General features: G+C 45.7%; 16 protein-coding genes. 5 read left to right on the top strand and 11 right to left on the bottom strand.

Features of this window, described 5'->3' with window-relative positions:
* Nucleotides 1-65: 65 nt before the first annotated feature.
* Nucleotides 66-740 (top strand): c-type cytochrome, encoded by a 675-nt coding sequence (locus tag BMX05_RS08360; RefSeq protein ID WP_093310094.1) that lies wholly within the window; start codon nucleotides 66-68, stop codon nucleotides 738-740.
* Nucleotide 741: 1 nt separating this feature from the next.
* On the top strand, nucleotides 742-1,740 hold the full coding sequence (locus BMX05_RS08355; RefSeq protein ID WP_093310091.1) for a c-type cytochrome: 999 nt from the start codon (nucleotides 742-744) through the stop codon (nucleotides 1,738-1,740).
* 71 nt (nucleotides 1,741-1,811) lie between these two features.
* On the opposite strand, the gene adk is transcribed toward BMX05_RS08355, so the two are convergent.
* The gene (gene adk / locus BMX05_RS08350) at nucleotides 1,812-2,465 is read right to left on the bottom strand and encodes an adenylate kinase (RefSeq protein WP_093310088.1); all 654 of its coding nucleotides are present in this window, start codon (nucleotides 2,463-2,465) and stop codon (nucleotides 1,812-1,814) included.
* A gap of 604 nt (nucleotides 2,466-3,069) precedes the next feature.
* On the opposite strand from adk, the gene BMX05_RS08345 reads away from it, so the two are divergent.
* On the top strand, nucleotides 3,070-6,093 hold the full coding sequence (locus tag BMX05_RS08345) for a bifunctional diguanylate cyclase/phosphodiesterase (protein WP_093310085.1): 3,024 nt from the start codon (nucleotides 3,070-3,072) through the stop codon (nucleotides 6,091-6,093).
* Nucleotides 6,083-6,583, top strand: a complete 501-nt coding sequence (locus BMX05_RS08340) for a hypothetical protein (protein ID WP_093310083.1) — start codon at nucleotides 6,083-6,085, stop codon at nucleotides 6,581-6,583. Before BMX05_RS08345 ends, BMX05_RS08340 begins: the two co-directional genes overlap by 11 nt.
* A 143-nt stretch (nucleotides 6,584-6,726) precedes the next feature.
* Here BMX05_RS08340 and paaE read toward each other — a convergent pair whose 3' ends face one another.
* The 10 genes from paaE to BMX05_RS08290 all read right to left on the bottom strand — a co-directional run bounded on the left by paaE (nucleotide 6,727) and on the right by BMX05_RS08290 (nucleotide 16,284).
* Nucleotides 6,727-7,800, bottom strand: a complete 1,074-nt coding sequence (paaE, locus tag BMX05_RS08335) for a 1,2-phenylacetyl-CoA epoxidase subunit PaaE (RefSeq protein ID WP_093310081.1) — start codon at nucleotides 7,798-7,800, stop codon at nucleotides 6,727-6,729.
* Nucleotides 7,801-7,846: 46 nt separating this feature from the next.
* On the bottom strand, nucleotides 7,847-8,470 hold the full coding sequence (paaD, locus tag BMX05_RS08330) for a 1,2-phenylacetyl-CoA epoxidase subunit PaaD (RefSeq protein ID WP_093310080.1): 624 nt from the start codon (nucleotides 8,468-8,470) through the stop codon (nucleotides 7,847-7,849).
* 72 nt (nucleotides 8,471-8,542) lie between these two features.
* Nucleotides 8,543-9,304, bottom strand: a complete 762-nt coding sequence (paaC, locus tag BMX05_RS08325) for a 1,2-phenylacetyl-CoA epoxidase subunit PaaC (RefSeq protein ID WP_093310079.1) — start codon at nucleotides 9,302-9,304, stop codon at nucleotides 8,543-8,545.
* 11 nt (nucleotides 9,305-9,315) lie between these two features.
* Nucleotides 9,316-9,597 carry a 1,2-phenylacetyl-CoA epoxidase subunit PaaB gene (gene paaB / locus BMX05_RS08320; RefSeq protein WP_093310077.1) on the bottom strand — a complete coding sequence of 94 codons (282 nt, stop codon included), beginning with the start codon at nucleotides 9,595-9,597 and terminating at the stop codon, nucleotides 9,316-9,318.
* Between the two features lie 15 nt (nucleotides 9,598-9,612).
* Nucleotides 9,613-10,611, bottom strand: coding sequence for a 1,2-phenylacetyl-CoA epoxidase subunit PaaA (gene paaA, locus BMX05_RS08315; protein ID WP_093310076.1), 999 nt, complete (start codon nucleotides 10,609-10,611; stop codon nucleotides 9,613-9,615).
* A gap of 313 nt (nucleotides 10,612-10,924) precedes the next feature.
* Nucleotides 10,925-12,301 carry an ATP-binding cassette domain-containing protein gene (locus BMX05_RS13020; protein WP_093310075.1) on the bottom strand — a complete coding sequence of 459 codons (1,377 nt, stop codon included), beginning with the start codon at nucleotides 12,299-12,301 and terminating at the stop codon, nucleotides 10,925-10,927.
* A gap of 6 nt (nucleotides 12,302-12,307) precedes the next feature.
* On the bottom strand, nucleotides 12,308-13,069 hold the full coding sequence (locus tag BMX05_RS08305; protein WP_093310073.1) for an ABC transporter ATP-binding protein: 762 nt from the start codon (nucleotides 13,067-13,069) through the stop codon (nucleotides 12,308-12,310).
* Nucleotides 13,066-14,076, bottom strand: coding sequence for a branched-chain amino acid ABC transporter permease (locus BMX05_RS08300; protein WP_218139017.1), 1,011 nt, complete (start codon nucleotides 14,074-14,076; stop codon nucleotides 13,066-13,068). Before BMX05_RS08300 ends, BMX05_RS08305 begins: the two co-directional genes overlap by 4 nt.
* 1 nt (nucleotide 14,077) lies before the next feature.
* A complete protein-coding gene (locus BMX05_RS08295; protein ID WP_093310072.1) occupies nucleotides 14,078-14,953 on the bottom strand; it encodes a branched-chain amino acid ABC transporter permease in 876 nt (291 codons plus the stop codon).
* A gap of 176 nt (nucleotides 14,954-15,129) precedes the next feature.
* Nucleotides 15,130-16,284, bottom strand: a complete 1,155-nt coding sequence (locus BMX05_RS08290) for an ABC transporter substrate-binding protein (protein WP_093310071.1) — start codon at nucleotides 16,282-16,284, stop codon at nucleotides 15,130-15,132.
* A gap of 684 nt (nucleotides 16,285-16,968) precedes the next feature.
* Between BMX05_RS08290 and paaX the strand changes: the two genes are divergently transcribed.
* On the top strand, nucleotides 16,969-17,892 hold the full coding sequence (paaX, locus tag BMX05_RS08285; RefSeq protein WP_093310069.1) for a phenylacetic acid degradation operon negative regulatory protein PaaX: 924 nt from the start codon (nucleotides 16,969-16,971) through the stop codon (nucleotides 17,890-17,892).
* Nucleotides 17,893-17,898 lie beyond the last annotated feature (6 nt).

Raw genomic sequence — 17,898 nt, 5'->3', positions numbered from 1 at the left:
GCTGATTGAATACCCAAGTCCAATAAATAAAAAAAGAAATCAAACTGCTTGATGGGAGAGGCGCTATGTACCAAGGACGTTGGCTCGCGACTGCGAGCCTAATCACTTGTAGTCTAATCAGTTTGCCTAGTGTATCTGCACCTTTAGAAGGGGATGCAACACGTGGCCAACAACTCGTACTCCAAGGCAAACCACCCAGTGTTGCTCCTTGCGCGGCTTGTCATGGTGTGGATGGTGCAGGCAATGCCGCAGCAGGCTTTGCACGTTTAGCCGGTCTTGATGCAGGCTATATTGCCAAACAGCTGGCGGATTATCAGGCCAAAACGCGTACCCATGCGATTATGAGCCCTAATGCCGTGGGTTTAACGGCACAAGAGAGATTGGATGTAGGCGCTTATTATGCCGCTCAAGTGGTGAACACCCAGCTGACACCAAGCGATACGGCTAAAATGGCTTTAGGTGAGCATCTCGCCAAGCAAGGGGATTGGGATCGTTATTTACCGCCTTGTGAGAGTTGCCACGGACCTGATTCTCAAGGTGTCGGTGCCGATTTTCCTGCGTTATCTGGACAGCACGTAAGCTATTTGGCTGGGCAACTGACCGCTTGGCAGCAAGGTCAACGTACTAATGATCCTTTGCAACTTATGCTGGGGATTGCTGAGCGTCTCACTGCGGAGGAAATCGAAGCTCTAGCCTATTATTTTGCTCATCAACCCACATCCACCAAGGAGGGTCGCTAACATGTTAAAACACACATTAACAGGGTGCGCTTTACTTGTCGCAGCCTCCTTCAGTCAAGCAGTGGAAGCTCCCAAAGTACCTATTCATTTGCCCACGCCCAAAGCCGGTCAATACGTACACCAAGCGCCTACCCTAGCTGATCTGGAAGCCTCTAACTTACATCCAGAACTCAAAGCTGTCATTCGGCGTGGCTATGATTTATTTATGAATACCCAGCAATTACGTGGACGCCATGTGTTTAATGAAATGTCCTGTAAAAGCTGTCATATGGGGGAAGGCCGCAAACTTTGGTCTGGGCCTATTTGGCCAGCGGCAACCACTTTGCCCGATTATCGTGGCAAAAATCAGCATGTGAACTCATTAGAAGAGCGTATTGCGGGCTGTTTCTCTTTTTCCATGAATGGCACACCACCTGCCTATGGTAGTGATGATATGTTGGCACTTACAGCCTATCATCAATGGTTAGCCAAAAGCGCCCCCGTGTATGAGAAAAACCTTGCTGGACGTGGCTTTAGCGATCTAGAAAAACCTGCACAAACCCCAGATTATCAAAGAGGGCAAGCGGTTTATGCACAAGCCTGTGCACTTTGTCATGGGGCTGATGGGCAAGGACAGAAGGTCGCCGGCAAAGTAGTTTACCCTCCTTTATGGGGCGATTATTCCTATAACTGGGGTGCAGGTATGACACGTATTTTTACCTCAGCAACTTTTATCCACCGCAATATGCCGTTAAGCCAACCAGGGCGTTTGAGCGTGCAAGAGGCTTGGGATGTCGCCTTATATATTAACTCGCAAGAACGTCCGCAAGATCCACGTTACACAGGCGATGCACAGGAAACACGGCAAAAATATTTTAATTTCCATAAACATACGCGCTACGGCACAGAGCATGAAGGGCGTATTTTAGGTCAACATTCTAATACGGGTGAAAAGCCTTTTCTGAAACCAGAGGTCTTGCGTCCACGTACTTTTAACGCAACCCCAACACCTGATGCTTAAGCCTTAGCATAAAAAAAACCCCAAAGTCAGCTCCCTTTGGGGTTCATATTTCAATGTGTACTGAGAGTCACTTAAGAAAGTGCAGCCATCACTTGTGAACGGATATCATCCACGCTGCCGACACCTAAAATACGTGTATATTTAGGTGCAGTCTGTGCATCTTGTACAGCCCAATTTTTGTAATAGTCTACCAAGGGTGCCGTTTGCTCATGGTAAACACTCAGACGGTGGCGCACTGTTTCTTCACGATCGTCATCACGCTGAATTAAGTCTTCCCCTGTGACATCATCTTTCCCTGCTACCTTGGGCGGATTGTACTCCACATGATACGTACGTCCTGAAGCTGGATGCACGCGACGACCTGCCATACGTTTAACGATTTCTTCATCTTCAACCGCAATTTCCACCACATGATCCAGTGGCACGCCGGCTTCTTTCATCGCATCTGCTTGTGGAATAGTGCGTGGGAAACCATCGAATAAAAAGCCTTTTGCACAATCGTCTTGTGCAATGCGTTCTTTGACTAAAGCAATGATGATGTCATCGGATACTAGGCCACCGGTGTTCATAATCTCTTGTACTTTTAGACCTAATTCTGTACCTGCTTTCACTGCTGCGCGTAGCATATCCCCAGTAGAAATTTGCGGGATGCTAAAGTGTTCACAGATAAATTGTGCTTGTGTCCCCTTGCCTGCACCTGGTGCACCTAGCAGAATTAAACGCATACTCTAAGACTCCTTGTTGTCTCTCTTATAATCAAACTTCGCTGTGCCAGCTTAGTAAGTGTACGGGCGTTATACCCATGAAAAATAGATTTAAGCACAATACCGTCCCCAAATCACAAACACAAGAATACATTGGTACTAGGTACAGGCTGGGTGGATCCGTATGCAAGCTTGCCTCGTTTTGGTGCGGTATCCCAAAACGATTGTGGGCTAGCTTTTAGCCCATTAGTCACAAAAATACGCGACCTAGCAATTATGTAACTTCTCGTAGACATCAAGGTAAGCAAGTGCTACCTAATGCGATTGTATTTATGATTTGAGTTAGGGATAATGCTTGTATGTAACTTTTTTCTCAAAGTATCCCGACGCCTTGATTCGAATTCAGCGATAAAAAACTAGTCGTATAACCATAAAAAACCCTGATTATATTCTAAAGAAATACATTTTTTTGGAAGAAAACACTTTTTGTTAGCTTATCAATAAAGTTGGCGCTTGTTTGGTTTTTATTTGAGAAAATACAAACTCTAGTATTCAAACATCGGGGGCCTCACGTGCTTCAGCGCAAACGACAAGCTAGAAAGACTCTACCTTTAGGTGCACAGGGATGAAGCTTACATATCTTGCCTCAGTACTCATGCTAACCCTAGCTTATGCCTTGGCTGGTCACTTGGTGGTTTCCATGGGTCTCCATGCTCAAGTTGTCCCCTTATGGGTACCTGCTGGGATAGGTTTAGGCACACTTTGGTATTACGGTAGCAAACTTTGGCCAGGAGTCTTTCTTGGCAATCTGCTATTTAACCTCAGCATTCACTGGCGCTGGCAAAATACCCTGAATTTTGACGAATCCTTACAAGCACTCGTAATGGCACTTGGGGCTAGTGCGCATGTGCTTCTGGCATTTTATTTATTACGTCCACGTATTCACAACTTATTTCAACTCGCTAAAGAAGAAGATGCCTTTTTCTTTGTCTTATATGCCGGTGCCCTCACTAGCCTAGTTAGTGCAGGGATTGGCAGCTCGGCATTACATTTTATTGGTCAGTCGGAATATGCCAATACCTCTTGGTGGGATAGCGCTTTTTCTTGGTGGATGGGAGATACCTTTGGTGCGGTTCTAGTCACACCCGTTGTTTTGCTGATGTTGCGCTGCTTTCATCAAGGTTATTTATGTTTTTCCTATCGTGCGCAAGCCCTTCCCTTACCTGTTATCAGTGGGGACAGCAAGGATCAGGATCATCATCATTGGCAATCCAATAACGACCGACGTTTATTTATTTTGTTACTCGGGATTGCACTAGGTGTCATCTTACTCAATTACTTTTATCTACAACAACAACGGGAACAATTGAGCGCCCACTTTGCTAAAGATGTCCAAGTGGTGGAAGCACGTTTACAAGCGTGGATGCAAAAAAACTTAAAAGATTTAAGTAGCTTAGAGCGCCAATATACCCAAAATCAAGGACTAACTCCGACAGAATTTCGTGATGCCACTTGGCAAATTTTCCGCACGAATCCTTCTGTGCGTGCCTATTCTTGGGATCCTTTGATTCATATTGATCAGCGGCAAACATTTGAACAAGATACGCGCACCCTACTGGCACGTAGTGACTACCAAGTGCGTGGAGAAACCCTTAGTGGCCATCAGTTAGATCATCTTTTACTCCCTGTAAAATACGTAGAGCCTCTATACGTCAATCAAGCGGCCCTTGGATTTAATCTCTTATCTAAAGAGGATAGACAACGCTGGGTGATCCAAGCACAAAGCCAAAGTGGGCCAATTGCCACGCAAATTTTGCGCTTAGTCCAAGATCAACAACAGCCCGCTTTTTTGATCTTACACCCTGTGTATCAACAGGCAGGGGAAGCTTTAATGACCAGCAGCAAACACCTAGCAGGTTATATGGTCGGGGTTTTTACAGTGGATTCTTTAATTAAGCTAGCGCTACAGGAAGCCAACTTAAATTTTGTTGCTGTCAGTGCCTATGAGCGCAGTGCTAGTACACCTTTTTATCAAACCCGTGTTGGTTTGGGGCAGGATATTCAAAACTTACCCCTGCATGAAAAATTCACCATCGAAGTAGCCCATCAACATTGGCACTTACATATTCAAGCAGGGCATAATTACTTATCTGCCAATCAAGGCTCTAGTGTTTATCATGTACAAAGCTTGCTCGTTTTAATTGCGTGTTTAGCGACGGCGGTTCTACTCACTACCCATAGTCGTGAATATACGCTTGCGGCTAAAGTGCAACGCAAAACCCAAGATCTTAATTATTTAGCTCGGCATGATATTCTTACAGGCTTACCCAATCGTTTATTTTTACAAGAGAAAGTAGCTGCTTTATTAAGCCAAACGCCTTCCAAATCGTTTGCTTTATTTTTTATCGACCTCGATCGATTTAAAATCATTAATGATAGTTTAGGGCATCAAGTCGGTGATGATCTTCTTAACGCAGTGGGCCATTATTTAACCCAAGTCTTACCTAAAGAAGGCGATCTGATTCGTAATGGTGGCGATGAGTTTGTATTTATCTATCCTTTTGCACGGCATCATTCCGCAGAGGAAAATGCCTGCCTGGCCCAAGAAGTGGCTGAAACCATTTTATGCCTTGGTCAATATACCTTTGATCTAAAACAACTTGCCTTACAAGTCACATCCAGTGTAGGCATTAGCCTATCACCCAAGCATGGCACGACATTAGATGCACTGATCAAACATGCAGATACCGCCATGTATGCGGCTAAAGCGCAAGGTAAAAATACTTATGCTTTTTATACAGAAGAGCAAACCGATGTCACTGTGCGTTATTTTGCATTAGAACAAGATTTACGCAGTGCTTTATTACAAGACAATGAATTAACATTACATTATCAGCCACAATTTAAGCTCAATATCTATGGTGATGCTTATTTATCTGGATTTGAAGCTTTAGTTCGTTGGCATCATCCACAACAAGGTTGGCTTTCCCCGGGAGAGTTTATTCCTTTAGCAGAAGAAACTCGCTTAATTATTCCATTAGGTTGGAAAGTCATTGAATTAGCTTGCCAACAAATTCGGCTTTGGCTAGATGCAGGTTATCACCCCCCCTTAGTTGCAGTAAATATTTCGGCATTACAGCTGTTGCAGTCAGACTTTAACACCAAGCTTGATAGCCTTGTCCATCATTACGGTTTACAAGCGGAACATTTAGAATTAGAAATCACCGAAAGCTTGCTGATGCAAGATCCGGAATATACAGAAAATAAGCTCCATCAATTACGGCATGCGGGCTATCGACTTGCTTTAGATGATTTTGGTACAGGTTATTCTTCTTTACATCGTTTAAAGCGCTTGCCTTTAGATCGCTTAAAAATTGATCGCAGTTTTGTACAAGATATAGGGCAATGCAAAGAGGATGAGGCCATTATTCAAACCGTCCTGCAATTGGGTACTAGTCTAGGAATGCAAGTGCTTGCCGAAGGCATAGAAACCCAAGAACAGCTAATGTTTTTAGCACGTCGTGGCTGTCATGAGGTCCAAGGATTTTTATTAGGACGACCTCAGGCCGCAAGTGAGTGCAACTTTTTACTTGCAGCTGAGCATTTAGATGGGCTTAAAACGCCTCAGCTGACCCACCATGTTAGCTAAATTAATTAAGGTAATTTTGATGCAAGGTGAAATTATTCGTTTTGATCTTGAACAGCAAAGCGGTGTCGTACAAGCATGTGATGATGGCCAACACTACCCATTTCAACTGGCCCACTGGCGCAGTGGCGGCCTACCCAGTGAAGGGCTTGCTGTTCATTTTGAAGTGATTGAACAAGAAGCACGCATGTTAATCCGTAGTCCGCAAAAGCAGATGCAGGCTCAAGGCATTACCCAAACCAAAGATACCCCCCCGATCAGTAAAAATTCTGATTGGGCCTTGGTCGCCATTATTTTGGCCATGGCAAGCCTAATTTTTGGCCCTATCTTAGTTCCTCTCGTTTGGATCAGTGCAGGCTTAGGTTGGCGCGAAATTCGTAAATTACCTGAAGTCTATCAAGGCAAAGGCTTTATTGCAGCAGCTGTGATTTTATCTTGTGTCGTGATCATACTCACACTCAGTTTTCATCCCCAACCAGCGCCCACACCCTGATGACCGTACCTGCATGTGCGCATAAAAAAGCCCAACACAAGGTTGGGCAAATCAAGGAGGCATTGAAAAATACTTAGGTACTCTTTTTTACAAGGCTTGTTTTTACAAGGCTTGTTGCAAGGACACACAGGGTTTTTAACACCTTACTGATCGTAATCGACCACTAACTTGTCAGAAACAGGGTAACACTGGCAGGTCAGAACATAACCCGCTTCCACTTCGTAATCTTCTAAGGCAAAGTTGGCATCCATATCCACCTCTCCTTCAACTACTTTGGCACGACAGGTTGAACAGACCCCAGCTTTACAGGCATAAGGCAAGTCGGCACCTTGTTCATTACCAGCTTCTAAAATATTCTTACTATTTTTAGCTAACTCAAAGCTGATTTGACGCCCGTCAGCAATCACAGTGACTTGGCTCACGCCAGTTTGGGTACCAGCTTCTACTTGACGCTCACGTTTTTGCTGCTGACTACCCGCGGGGGCAAAAAGCTCAAAATGTACTTTGGCTTTTTCTAAACCGTGAGCCTGCAAAGCGCCAGAAACACTTTCAATCATCGCCTGTGGGCCACAAAGGAAAGCGGCTTCTAAGTTAGGCACATCAATCCAGTGATCAAACAAGGCATTACACTTATCTGCATCAATACGCCCGTTGTATAAATCAATATCTTGCTGTTCGCGGCTCATGATGTAAATCAGGTTAAAACGCCCCATATAGAGGTTTTTTAAATCTTCGAGCTCTTCACGGAACATGGTGCTTGATGCAGAGCGGTTCCCATAAAACAGGGTAAATTCGCTTTGCGGCTCAGTTTCTAGCGTGGTTTTAATAATCGATAGCATAGGCGTAATCCCACTACCGGCAGCAATTGCCAAGTAAGAGGCGGTACGCGTTGGCTCCAGATTCACATAAAAGTTACCCATCGGCGGCATAGCTTCTAAGGTTTGCCCGACCTTAAGCGCATCGTTTACATAGTTGGAAAACACGCCGCCTGGCACACGCTTCACGGCCACACGCAATTCATTATCTGCGACACTGCGACAAATCGAATACGAGCGGCGTACTTCTTCACCTTGAATCTGGGTACGTAAAGTTAAATATTGACCTTGCTTATACGCAAACTCGCTGGCCACTTCCTCAGGTACTGCAAAACTGATAGATACCGCATCTCGGGTTTCTTGCTGGATATCTGTCACCGTCAAAGCATGAAAACGGCTCATACAGGCCTCGCTATAATCTTTGTTATTAAAATGTCAGGAATCTTACTTAGATGCATTTGAAATATTCAAAAGGTTCTAAGCAGGCATTGCATTTATAGAGGGATTTACAAGCTGTTGAACCAAAATCACTAATGCGTTGGGTATTTTGGCTATTGCAATGCGGACAGGTCACCTCTTGCACTTGCCCAAATAAAGCCGCCTTGCTTGCGCTACCTTCTGGTGGTGCAATGCCATAGGCTTTTAATTTGGCACGCCCTTGCGCAGTGATCCAATCTGTCGTCCATGCTGGCGAAATCCGCTGATGCATAGACACTTGTGCAATACCGGCTTGCATCAAAGCCAGCTTGATCTCGCTTTCAATCAGCTCTGTGGCTGGGCATCCTGAATAAGTCGGCGTGATATAAACTTGCAAAACCTCTTTAGCCCATACCAATTCACGCACAATCCCCAAATCAACCACACTCACAACAGGGACTTCAGGATCGGCCACTTGTGCCAGTAAAGCCCACACTTCGTCCAAGCTCGGGCGGCGACCATGAAAATCTAAAGTACGTCCACGATCTGTGGTAATCAAATCAGCCGAACGCAAACTCGCTTCTAGAGAATCGGTCAGCTCAGGTACTTGATAGTGTACTGGATGGTCTGGGGCGTTATCGTGCGCTTGTGCCATAGCAAGATCACCTCTGTAAATGGCATTAAAACACTTCAGACCACCACCTGTGATCTGAAGTGTGCCAAAAATTTACCAAGTAGAATGCGGGTAAGCACGTTGCAAAAATTGCATTTCCGCTAAGATAAAGCCTAGACGCTCAGTATGAATGCCTTGCTTACTGCCTTGCTGCATATAAGCTTGCATATCTGGGCAAGTTAAGGTGGCTTCTTGTAAAGTGGCTTCTACGTGCGCACGCCATTGCTCATGGATGAGGGCCAAATCAACACCTATGCCGGCCGCTTGCATCTGTTCATCTACCGCATCCGCAATGAAAGCTTCTCCGGTATAAGTCCAGATTTCATCAATCGCCGCTTGCATTTTGGCATGGCTTTGTTCAGTACCATCCCCAAGGCGTTTAATCCACTCGCTAGAACGGCGCAGATGATAAGTCACCTCCTTCAAGCCCTTAGCGGCAATTTCAGCCACACGTGCATCACTCGAATCACATAAGGCTTTCAGGGTGAAGTAATGCCAAGCATCATAAAAATATTGACGCGCACAGGTATCTGCATAGTTACCGTTAGGCTGCTCAACCAACAAGAGATTGCGATACTGGTGCGCATCTCGGGTAAAAGCCAACTGGTCAGCATCTTGACCTTGGCCTTGCAACTCCACCGCGTATTCCATCCAATTGCGAGCTTGACCAATAAGATCCAACCCCACATTCATCAGCGCCATTTCTTCTTCAACGGCGGGCGCGCGACCACACCACTCACACAAACGCTGACCTAAAATTAACGCACTATCGCCAAGGCGTAGCACATAATCAGTTAAGGCTTCTTGATTTGTCATACAACCCATCCTTACATGTTGTCTACTTCAGCGGGCAATTTGTAAAAGGTGGGGTGACGATACACCTTGTCTTGTGATGGATCGAACAAGGGTTCTTTTTCGTCTGGTGCAGAAGCCGTAATGGCATTCGAAGGGACAACCCATAGGCTCACACCTTCATTGCGGCGCGTGTATAAATCACGGGCGTTTTCAATCGCCATTTGCGCGTCGGCAGCATGTACGCTTCCTACATGCTTGTGATTTAAGCCATGTTTGCTACGTACGAAAACTTCATAAAGTGGCCAGTCAGACATGCTCATCTCCTCAAATTAGGCAGCGTTTTGTTGTTGTTTCTGTTGTTGTTTTTTTGCGTAAACCATAGCTGCTTCCCGTACCCAAGCCCCTTCATCTAAGGCATTTTTACGAGTGCGCAAACGCTCACGGTTACAAGGGCCATTGCCTTTTAAGACTTGGTAAAACTCCTCCCATTGAATTTCACCAAAGTCATAATGGCCACGCGCTTCATTCCACTTGAGATCTGGATCAGGTACTGTGCAGCCAAGGAATTCAAGCTGAGGGATCGTTTGATCAATAAAGCGCTGACGTAACTCGTCATTGGTATGGCGCTTGATTTTCCACGCCATGGATTGGCCAGTATGCGGAGAATCCGAATCATGTGGACCAAACATCATTAACGAAGGCCACCAGAAACGGTTAATCGAATCTTGTACCATGGCTTTTTGCTCATCTGTGCCCTCACGCATCATAGTGAGCAAGATTTCATAACCTTGGCGCTGGTGGAAACTTTCTTCTTTACAAATACGAATCATGGCACGCGAATAAGGGCCATAGGAAGTCCGCTGTAAAGCGACTTGGTTCACAATCGCAGCACCATCGACTAACCAACCAATCGTGCCCATATCTGCCCAATTGAGGGTGGGGTAATTAAAGATACTGGAATATTTCACCTCGCCGCGATGCAAGCGCTCAATCTCGTCATCACGGTCAGCACCTAAGGTTTCCATGGCGCTGTACAGGTACAAACCGTGACCGGCTTCATCTTGGATTTTTGCCATCAATTGCAATTTACGTTTGAAGGTAGGGGCACGCGTGACCCAGTTGCCTTCAGGCAACATGCCGACAATTTCAGAGTGTGCATGTTGAGAAATTTGGCGGATTAAAGTGCGGCGGTAAGCCTCTGGCATCCAATTTTTCGCTTCGATTTTAATTTCTGCATCGATTTTTTCTTGGAATGCACGTTCTTCTGCGCTCATCTCTTGCAGAGACTTAACGCCTGTGGTTCCGGTATCAACAAGCTGGGCGTACATAGGAACTCCTGAATTCTTGTTCTTGCTTGAATTCTTGTGATCTGTGTCGGGTGACAGCTAAACAGGTCTGTGACTCCTAGATAGTTTTATATGATACCTAAAAATAAATCAACACCTAATTTATGTGTCATTTTAAATTTTTGTTCTAGGCAGATTCACAGTATTGATGCTGCAATGCAGCCAAAATCAGTGATAACAAACTTTCATTTCCCCTAAATTTATTCAATTTTTTTGAACAAACAAGAACACCCGCTTTAGGGTGACCCAAAGCAGGTGAGAATGCCCTGATTGTGCAGGAAAAAACGAGTAACGATTAAATACCTAAATAGGCTTCCTTGACTTTTTCATCCTTTAACAAGTCTGCGCCTGCACCAGAAAGGACCACTTCCCCAGTTTCCAAGACATAGCCGCGATCTGCCAATGCAAGTGCTTGCGCCGCATTTTGCTCGACAAGAAAGATGGTCATACCTTGACGCTTAAGCTCGCTTACAATATTGAAGATTTCTTCCACAATTAAAGGCGCCAGCCCCATGCTTGGCTCGTCCAGCAATAAAAGTTTAGGACGTGCCATTAAAGCACGGGCCATCGCTAGCATTTGCTGTTGCCCCCCAGATAAAGTCCCTGCAGCTTGTAAGCGTTTTTGGCGCAAAATCGGGAAGGTTTCATACATATGCTCCAAATCAGCACGAATCGCCTCTGGGCTGTCTTTACGTGAATAGGCCCCCAGCTGAATATTATCCTCGACAGATAAGGCTTTAAACACTTGACGGCCTTCAGGCACTTGTACAATCCCCGCATGCACCCTTTGATCTGCACTCACGCTGTGCATATCCTGACTGGCAAATAAAATACGGCCCGAGTCTTGCTGGTGTAAGCCTGACAATGTACGCAAAAGTGTGGTTTTACCCGCACCATTAGCGCCCACCAAAGCCACTAGCTCACCGCGTTGAATCTCGATATTGACCGAATGTAAGACCTGGATACGCCCATAACTGGCATTGATATTTTCCAGCTGCAATAAAGGGGCAACACCAGATGTTTCACTCGCTGGACTGCTCGGGTTAACATGTGCCAAGCCTAAACCACCAAGATTTTCAGGCGTTAAGCTGACAATTCGGTGTCGTAGGGCTTTAAATTCCTCACGGACGCGCGTCCCAAATAAAGGATCTTGGTGCTGGTCTTTCGCATGTAAGATTGCCTGCCAATCTTCTTCCGTCAAATATTGGCGTGCTTTGGGGATAATCACCCCCTCTTCCTTTTTAATGTGCTTGCGCAGTGCCAGAATAAAGCCAGTTAACTCATAACTAAAGGTGTCACGCCCTTCTGGGAAATTGGCTGCACAAGTCTCTAACAGCTGACGTAATTGCTGGAGTTGATCATGGCCACGTTGATAACCAATTTCCAGTTTAGCAATCACTTCGCGGGCATCATCGCAACGGGCATTTAGGCGTTGATATAAAAGGACTTCTTGCGGACCTGAATGTACCCTGTTAGAAAAATGCTCAAAGTAATCAAAAATCGTGCTAATCAAAAGGACATCCGGCGGCGTATCTTGCAAGTTCATTTCTTGCTGCAGCTGCTCTAAAATGCCAATAATATGCCACAGCCCTAGATGCTCACGCATAATGGTTTTAATGGTGGTTTCTTGGGCGTTGGTGTCTGTGCTCACCGATGTAGTCTTGGTCGTCATCTGACATTAACCCCCTAGATAAGCTGCGATTACATCCGGATTATGACGAATTTCTTCTGGGGTACCTTCGGCCAGTTTTTTGCCATAATCTAGCACCAAAAGGTAATCAGAAATATTCATCACCAATTTCATATCGTGTTCGACCAGCACCACAGTGACCCCGCTTTGCGCAACTTTTTGAATCAGGGTATCCAGCTCTGCAGTTTCTGCACCGTTGAGGCCAGCAGCTGGTTCATCCAACAACAAAATATCCGGCTTAGCCGCCAACGCACGGGCAATTTCTAAACGCTTGAGTGCGCCATAAGGCATGGCAGAAGCTTCCGTATTCAGGTACTTAGCACAGCCGACAAAATCCATAAGTTCAGCGGCTTTTTCACGCGCTTGTTGATCGGCTTGCACCACGCAGGGTAAGCGAAATAAAGTGGCCAATAAGCTACTTTTAAACTGCAAATGCTGACCAATCATGACATTTTCTAGTGCAGTCATATTCATACAGATTTGCAAATTCTGGAAAGTGCGGCACATACCACGCGGTGCCAGTTGGCTGGGATCTAGGCCAACAATACTTTCTCCTTTAAGTTTAATATCGCCATGGGTTGGCGTATAAATCCCTGTAATCAGGTTAAATAAAGTGGTTTTCCCTGCACCGTTGGGGCCAATCACTGAGTGTATATGGCCTTGCTGAATACTAAAGGAGAGATTCTCGATGGCATGTACCCCCCCGAAAACCTTGCTTAGCCCTTCCACTTGAATGATAGGTGTGCTCATGCGGCCTCCTCAGAAGTGGTCTTCTGCTTGGGTTTATTAAGCAGGTTTAGCAAGGTAGGTAACAAACCTTTGGGCATAAAAATCATGGTCACCATCAAAATTAAACCAAAGGCGAGCATTTCAAACTCTTGCAAATCGGCAAGCACTTGCGGCAAAAGCACTAAAATCACCGCACCTAAAATCACCCCATAAGTCGATGCCATACCACCTAAAACGACCATGGTAATCAACTCAATAGAGTGGTGGAAACCCGCAATATTTGGCGTGATAAAGCCCGTATAATGCGCAGATAAACTGCCCATCACAGAGGCAAAAACTGCAGAAATCACAAAGACTTTTACTTTATAGTGTGCTGTATTGACACCAACGACCTGAGCGGCAATTTCAGAGCCATGAACCGCACGCAAGGCGCGGCCTGTTGGGGAATCAATGATATTTAAGGCTAACCAAACGGCAAACACTAATAAGCTGGCAATCAGGATATACCAGACTTGCGTTCCTGAGAGACTGATCCCTAGCAGGTGATATTCATCAAAAGGGCTTAGCGCCCAGCCAAAAAGAGATAAAGGCTCCACAACTAAGCCATCAGGGCCACCGGTCAGCCAACTTTCTGTATTAATCACAATGGCAATAATGATGCCAAGGCCCAAAGTTGCCATCGACAAGTAATGACCTTTCAAGCGTAAAATGGGACCGCCAATTAAAAAGGCTAAACCACCAACACAAATCGCTGCAAAAATGAGCGCAAGCAGTGGGCTCCAGCCATAAGTACCACTTAAAATGGCACTCATATAAGCACCCATCCCCATAAAGCCGGCATGCCCTAAGCTAATTTGTCCGGCAAAACCCACCAATAAATTCAAACCCACGACCACAATCGCGGCAATCCCGACTTGAATCGCTACATCAAGCTGGAAGCTATTGCTGAGCGTAAAAGGTAGGATGATGAGCACACAGCTCAGTGCGCTTAAGCCACCTAAACGAGGTGATTTGAGAGCTTGCATCATATTAAACACGCTCCGTGCTGCGCGACCCGAACAGGCCGTTAGGTAAGAAAAAGAGAATGAGCAAAATAATCACAAAGGGAACAGCATCTTTATAGTCGGAGGAGATGTAACCGGCAGCGAGGGTTTCAGTCACCCCTAGAATCAAACCACCAACAATTGCCCCGACACCATTGCCTAAGCCACCAATTGCCGCGGCCACAAAACCTTTAAGGCCTAACATAATGCCAATGTCATAAGCAGTAAAAGTAATAGGAGCAACGACCACCCCAGCAACTGCACCTAAAATCGCCGATAAAGCAAAAGCCAGCATTAAGATAAATTGGGTCTTAATACCCACCAATTTGGCCGCGTCTGCATTCATCGAGGTGGCTAAAATGGCTTTGCCGGTCAAAGTACGGGTAAAAAAGTACACCAAAGCCAAGACCACAATGACAGAAATCCCTAATACCCAAAGGTTTTGCGGTAGCAAGGTCGCCCCACCGATGACTAAGGGGGTATCGCCACTAAAGGCGGGTACCGCATGGATTTCTTTATCCCACACCAATTGCGCAAGACCACGCAGAAAAATCGAAGCACCAATGGTGATGATAATTAAGGTCACCACATCCGCGTTTTTAGCAGGCGCAATAGCAAACTTTTGCAAGGCAATCCCCAAAGCGCCAGCCAGCAACACAGACAATAAAATCGCAATGGGCAAAGGCAGGCCAGCTTCTAACAAGAAGAAAGTCGACATGCCCCCTATCATTAAAAACTCACCTTGGGCAAAGTTAATCACATGACTCGCGTTGTAGATCAGAGTAAAGCCTAGAGCAACTAAGGCATAAGTTGCACCTAGGGTGACACCAGTAAATAGGTATTGCAGTAATTCTGCTAACATGATGATAGCCCGCAACGGATAAGGTGTAAGTGACAAGTATTGAGTTTGGCAAACTTGCAGGCACAGCCTCCCCCTGCCTTGTTCAACAAAGCAAGTTTCCATAAGAAAAGGGAGGCTCATGTGCATCAGGACAAACAACATTTATACCGCGGTTGCTTGTCCAGCAAGAGATGTGCTTATTCCACGAGTTTCCAAGTCCCTTGGGAGACTTCTAACAAACGGAAGGAAGAAACATCTAGGCCCATGTGGTCTTGCGCAGAAAGATTATAAACCCCTGTCACACCGACATAATTTTGGGTTTGCTCCAAAGCATCGCGCACTTTGGCTTTGTCTGTACTTCCTGCACGTTCAAGCGCATCCACCGCCAGCATTAAAGCGTCATAAGCATAAGCGCCAAAAGTCGATACTGGCATGTTATAAGCAGCTTCAAACTTGGCTTTATAGGCGGTGACCACAGGTTTTTGTGGATCTGTTTCTGGTAGGGTATCTGCCACGAGAAGAGGGGAAGCCGGCAAGCGCACGCCTTCCGCCGCATCACCGGCTAGCTCGATATACTTGTCTGAGGCGACCCCATGAGATTGGTAAAGCGGCAGATCAATCGCAAGTTGGGCATAGTTTTTAGTGACAATGGCTGGGCCTTGACCAAAACCAAAATTAAACACCGCCTGCACACCTGGGGTGCTTTTGATTTTAGTCAGCTGAGCGGTCATGTCGGTATCTTGCGGACCATAGGTCTCGTCAGCGACAATTTCAATACCCATTTCTTTGGCGACTTCTAGCGTGTGTTTGTGGCCTGAACGCCCAAAACCCCCTGTACCAGAAATCAAACCAATTTTTGTCATACCGCGTGCTTTCATATCTTGCAGCACTTTAGTGGCAGCCATGCGGTCTGTCTGTGGTGTTTTAAAGACCCATTTTTTTACTGGATCCGTAATCACAATCGCACCGGCCATAGAAATAAAAGGCACTTGCGCTTGTTCTACCAAAGGCACTGCTGCCATAGTGGTTCCAGTGGTAGACCCACCAATGATCATATCGACTTTATCGGCGCCAATTAAACGGTTGACATAAGTACGCGCTTTACCTGCACTGCCGCCGTCATCATAGTGTACTAACTCAACTTGCTGACCTAAAACCCCACCTTGGGCATTGATTTCTTTAATATAAAGTTCCAGGGTTTTCAGTTCTGGATCACCCAAAAAAGAGGCTGGGCCAGTAGCGGAAACGAATGCGCCAATACGCAAGGTTTCTGCTGCTTGTACAGGCGTCAGGCTTACTCCCGTTGCTGCGAGTGTTAAAGTCAGTGCGAGGGTATATTTTGTTGTTTTCATTCAGTTCTCCTAGACAAGCTCACTCTCGTTGGGAGGTTGCCTGTTTTATTGTTGTTATCTTATATTCAGACTGTGCCATGATTTCAGGCTCTTTGCGTATATACGCACACACCGCCAGTCTTCGGTGCTAGGTACCAAGGTTTAACTTATCATCTAGGGACACAAAGGGCCTAGCGCTAATCTGCTATAGCTCAGGGCAGCTATAGTAAGGTATTGCAAAAACTTTGCTTTTTACTGGTTAAAGTGTATCAAGTTACCTACACTGACCAAAAGAGCTTAATCCGTCTAATCTTGTTAAATCAAGTAGTTGATAGTTAATCACTGGACGAAACAAGCTTTTTGCACTGCTGGCTAAAGTGACACAATCAAAATAACAGAACAAAACCTAGTGTATCATAATATCAATGTCAATATGCGTAGGCACTCATTTTTGCTCGCCTTGCAGGGCTTTTTTATTGACCCTGTAAAAAGCATACGCCCGTTTTATGAGCTGAGTTCACTAAGCTAAAAAATTAACTATTTGTAAAGATTAATAAAATTATAAACTCTAATGCACAAGTGCCTTGGCATCCCTTAAGATACAGGCATCCGATGCTTCTCTTGTCGCCAACCAAGGGAGGTACACGCTCAATGTACGCAGTAAGGGTGCATTGTTCCTTTTGACTTACGCTTACCTACCCTACTATGCAGTATTCACCTCATTTAAATTATTTGATCGATGCATTTCGCGAACAACGCCCCATACGTGCAGGCTCCCTGATTATTACAATTTACGGCGATGCCATTGCACCCCGTGGCGGCACCGTCTGGTTAGGTAGTTTGATCCACTTACTTGAACCTTTGGGATTAAGCCAGCGTTTGGTACGCACTTCTGTTTTTCGGCTCAGTAAAGAGTCCTGGCTATTACCGGAACAAATTGGACGTCGCAGTTATTACAGCTTGACGGCCTCTGGGCGCCGCCGCTTTGAAAAAGCCTTCAAGCGCGTCTATGTCCCTGTTTATCCAGATTGGGATGGCACTTGGTGTTTAGCCGTTTTGTCGCAACTGAGTGCAGAACAAAGGCGCACCGTGCGCGAGGAACTGGAGTGGATGGGTTTTGGTGCCCTAGCGCCGACTGTTTTGGCACACCCGCGTTGTGATCGCAGTGAAGTCATGGCGACTTTGCAAGAGCTCGATGCGCTAGATCACACCTTGTTGTTTGAGACCAAACGCCAAGATCCGCTCGCCTCAAAAGCCTTACGCCAACAGGCCTGTGAATGCTGGAACTTACAACAACTCTCTGATAGCTATCGTAATTTTCTCAATCGTTTTCGCCCTGTGTGGCAAGAATTAAAAGATAAAAGCCAATTAGATCCGCAAGAATGCTTTATTGCCCGCACTTTGATGATTCACGAATACCGCAAAGTCTTGCTACGTGATCCTTTATTGCCCGAAGAGTTATTACCTGTGGATTGGGAGGGACGTTCAGCACGTCAACTCTGTCGTAATCTTTATCGATTAATCTATGCCGCCGCCGAACAACATTTAAGCCAAATTTTAGAAACTGCCGAAGGGCCTTTGCCTGAGCCTAGCCCAGCCTTTTACAAGCGTTTTGGTGGTTTGAATTAAGGACTG

This window comes from Allopseudospirillum japonicum, from assembly GCF_900108915.1.
In the GTDB taxonomy this organism is placed as follows: Bacteria; Pseudomonadota; Gammaproteobacteria; order Pseudomonadales; family Halomonadaceae; genus Pseudospirillum; species Pseudospirillum japonicum.
This window is presented reverse-complemented; position numbering and strand designations above follow the sequence as displayed.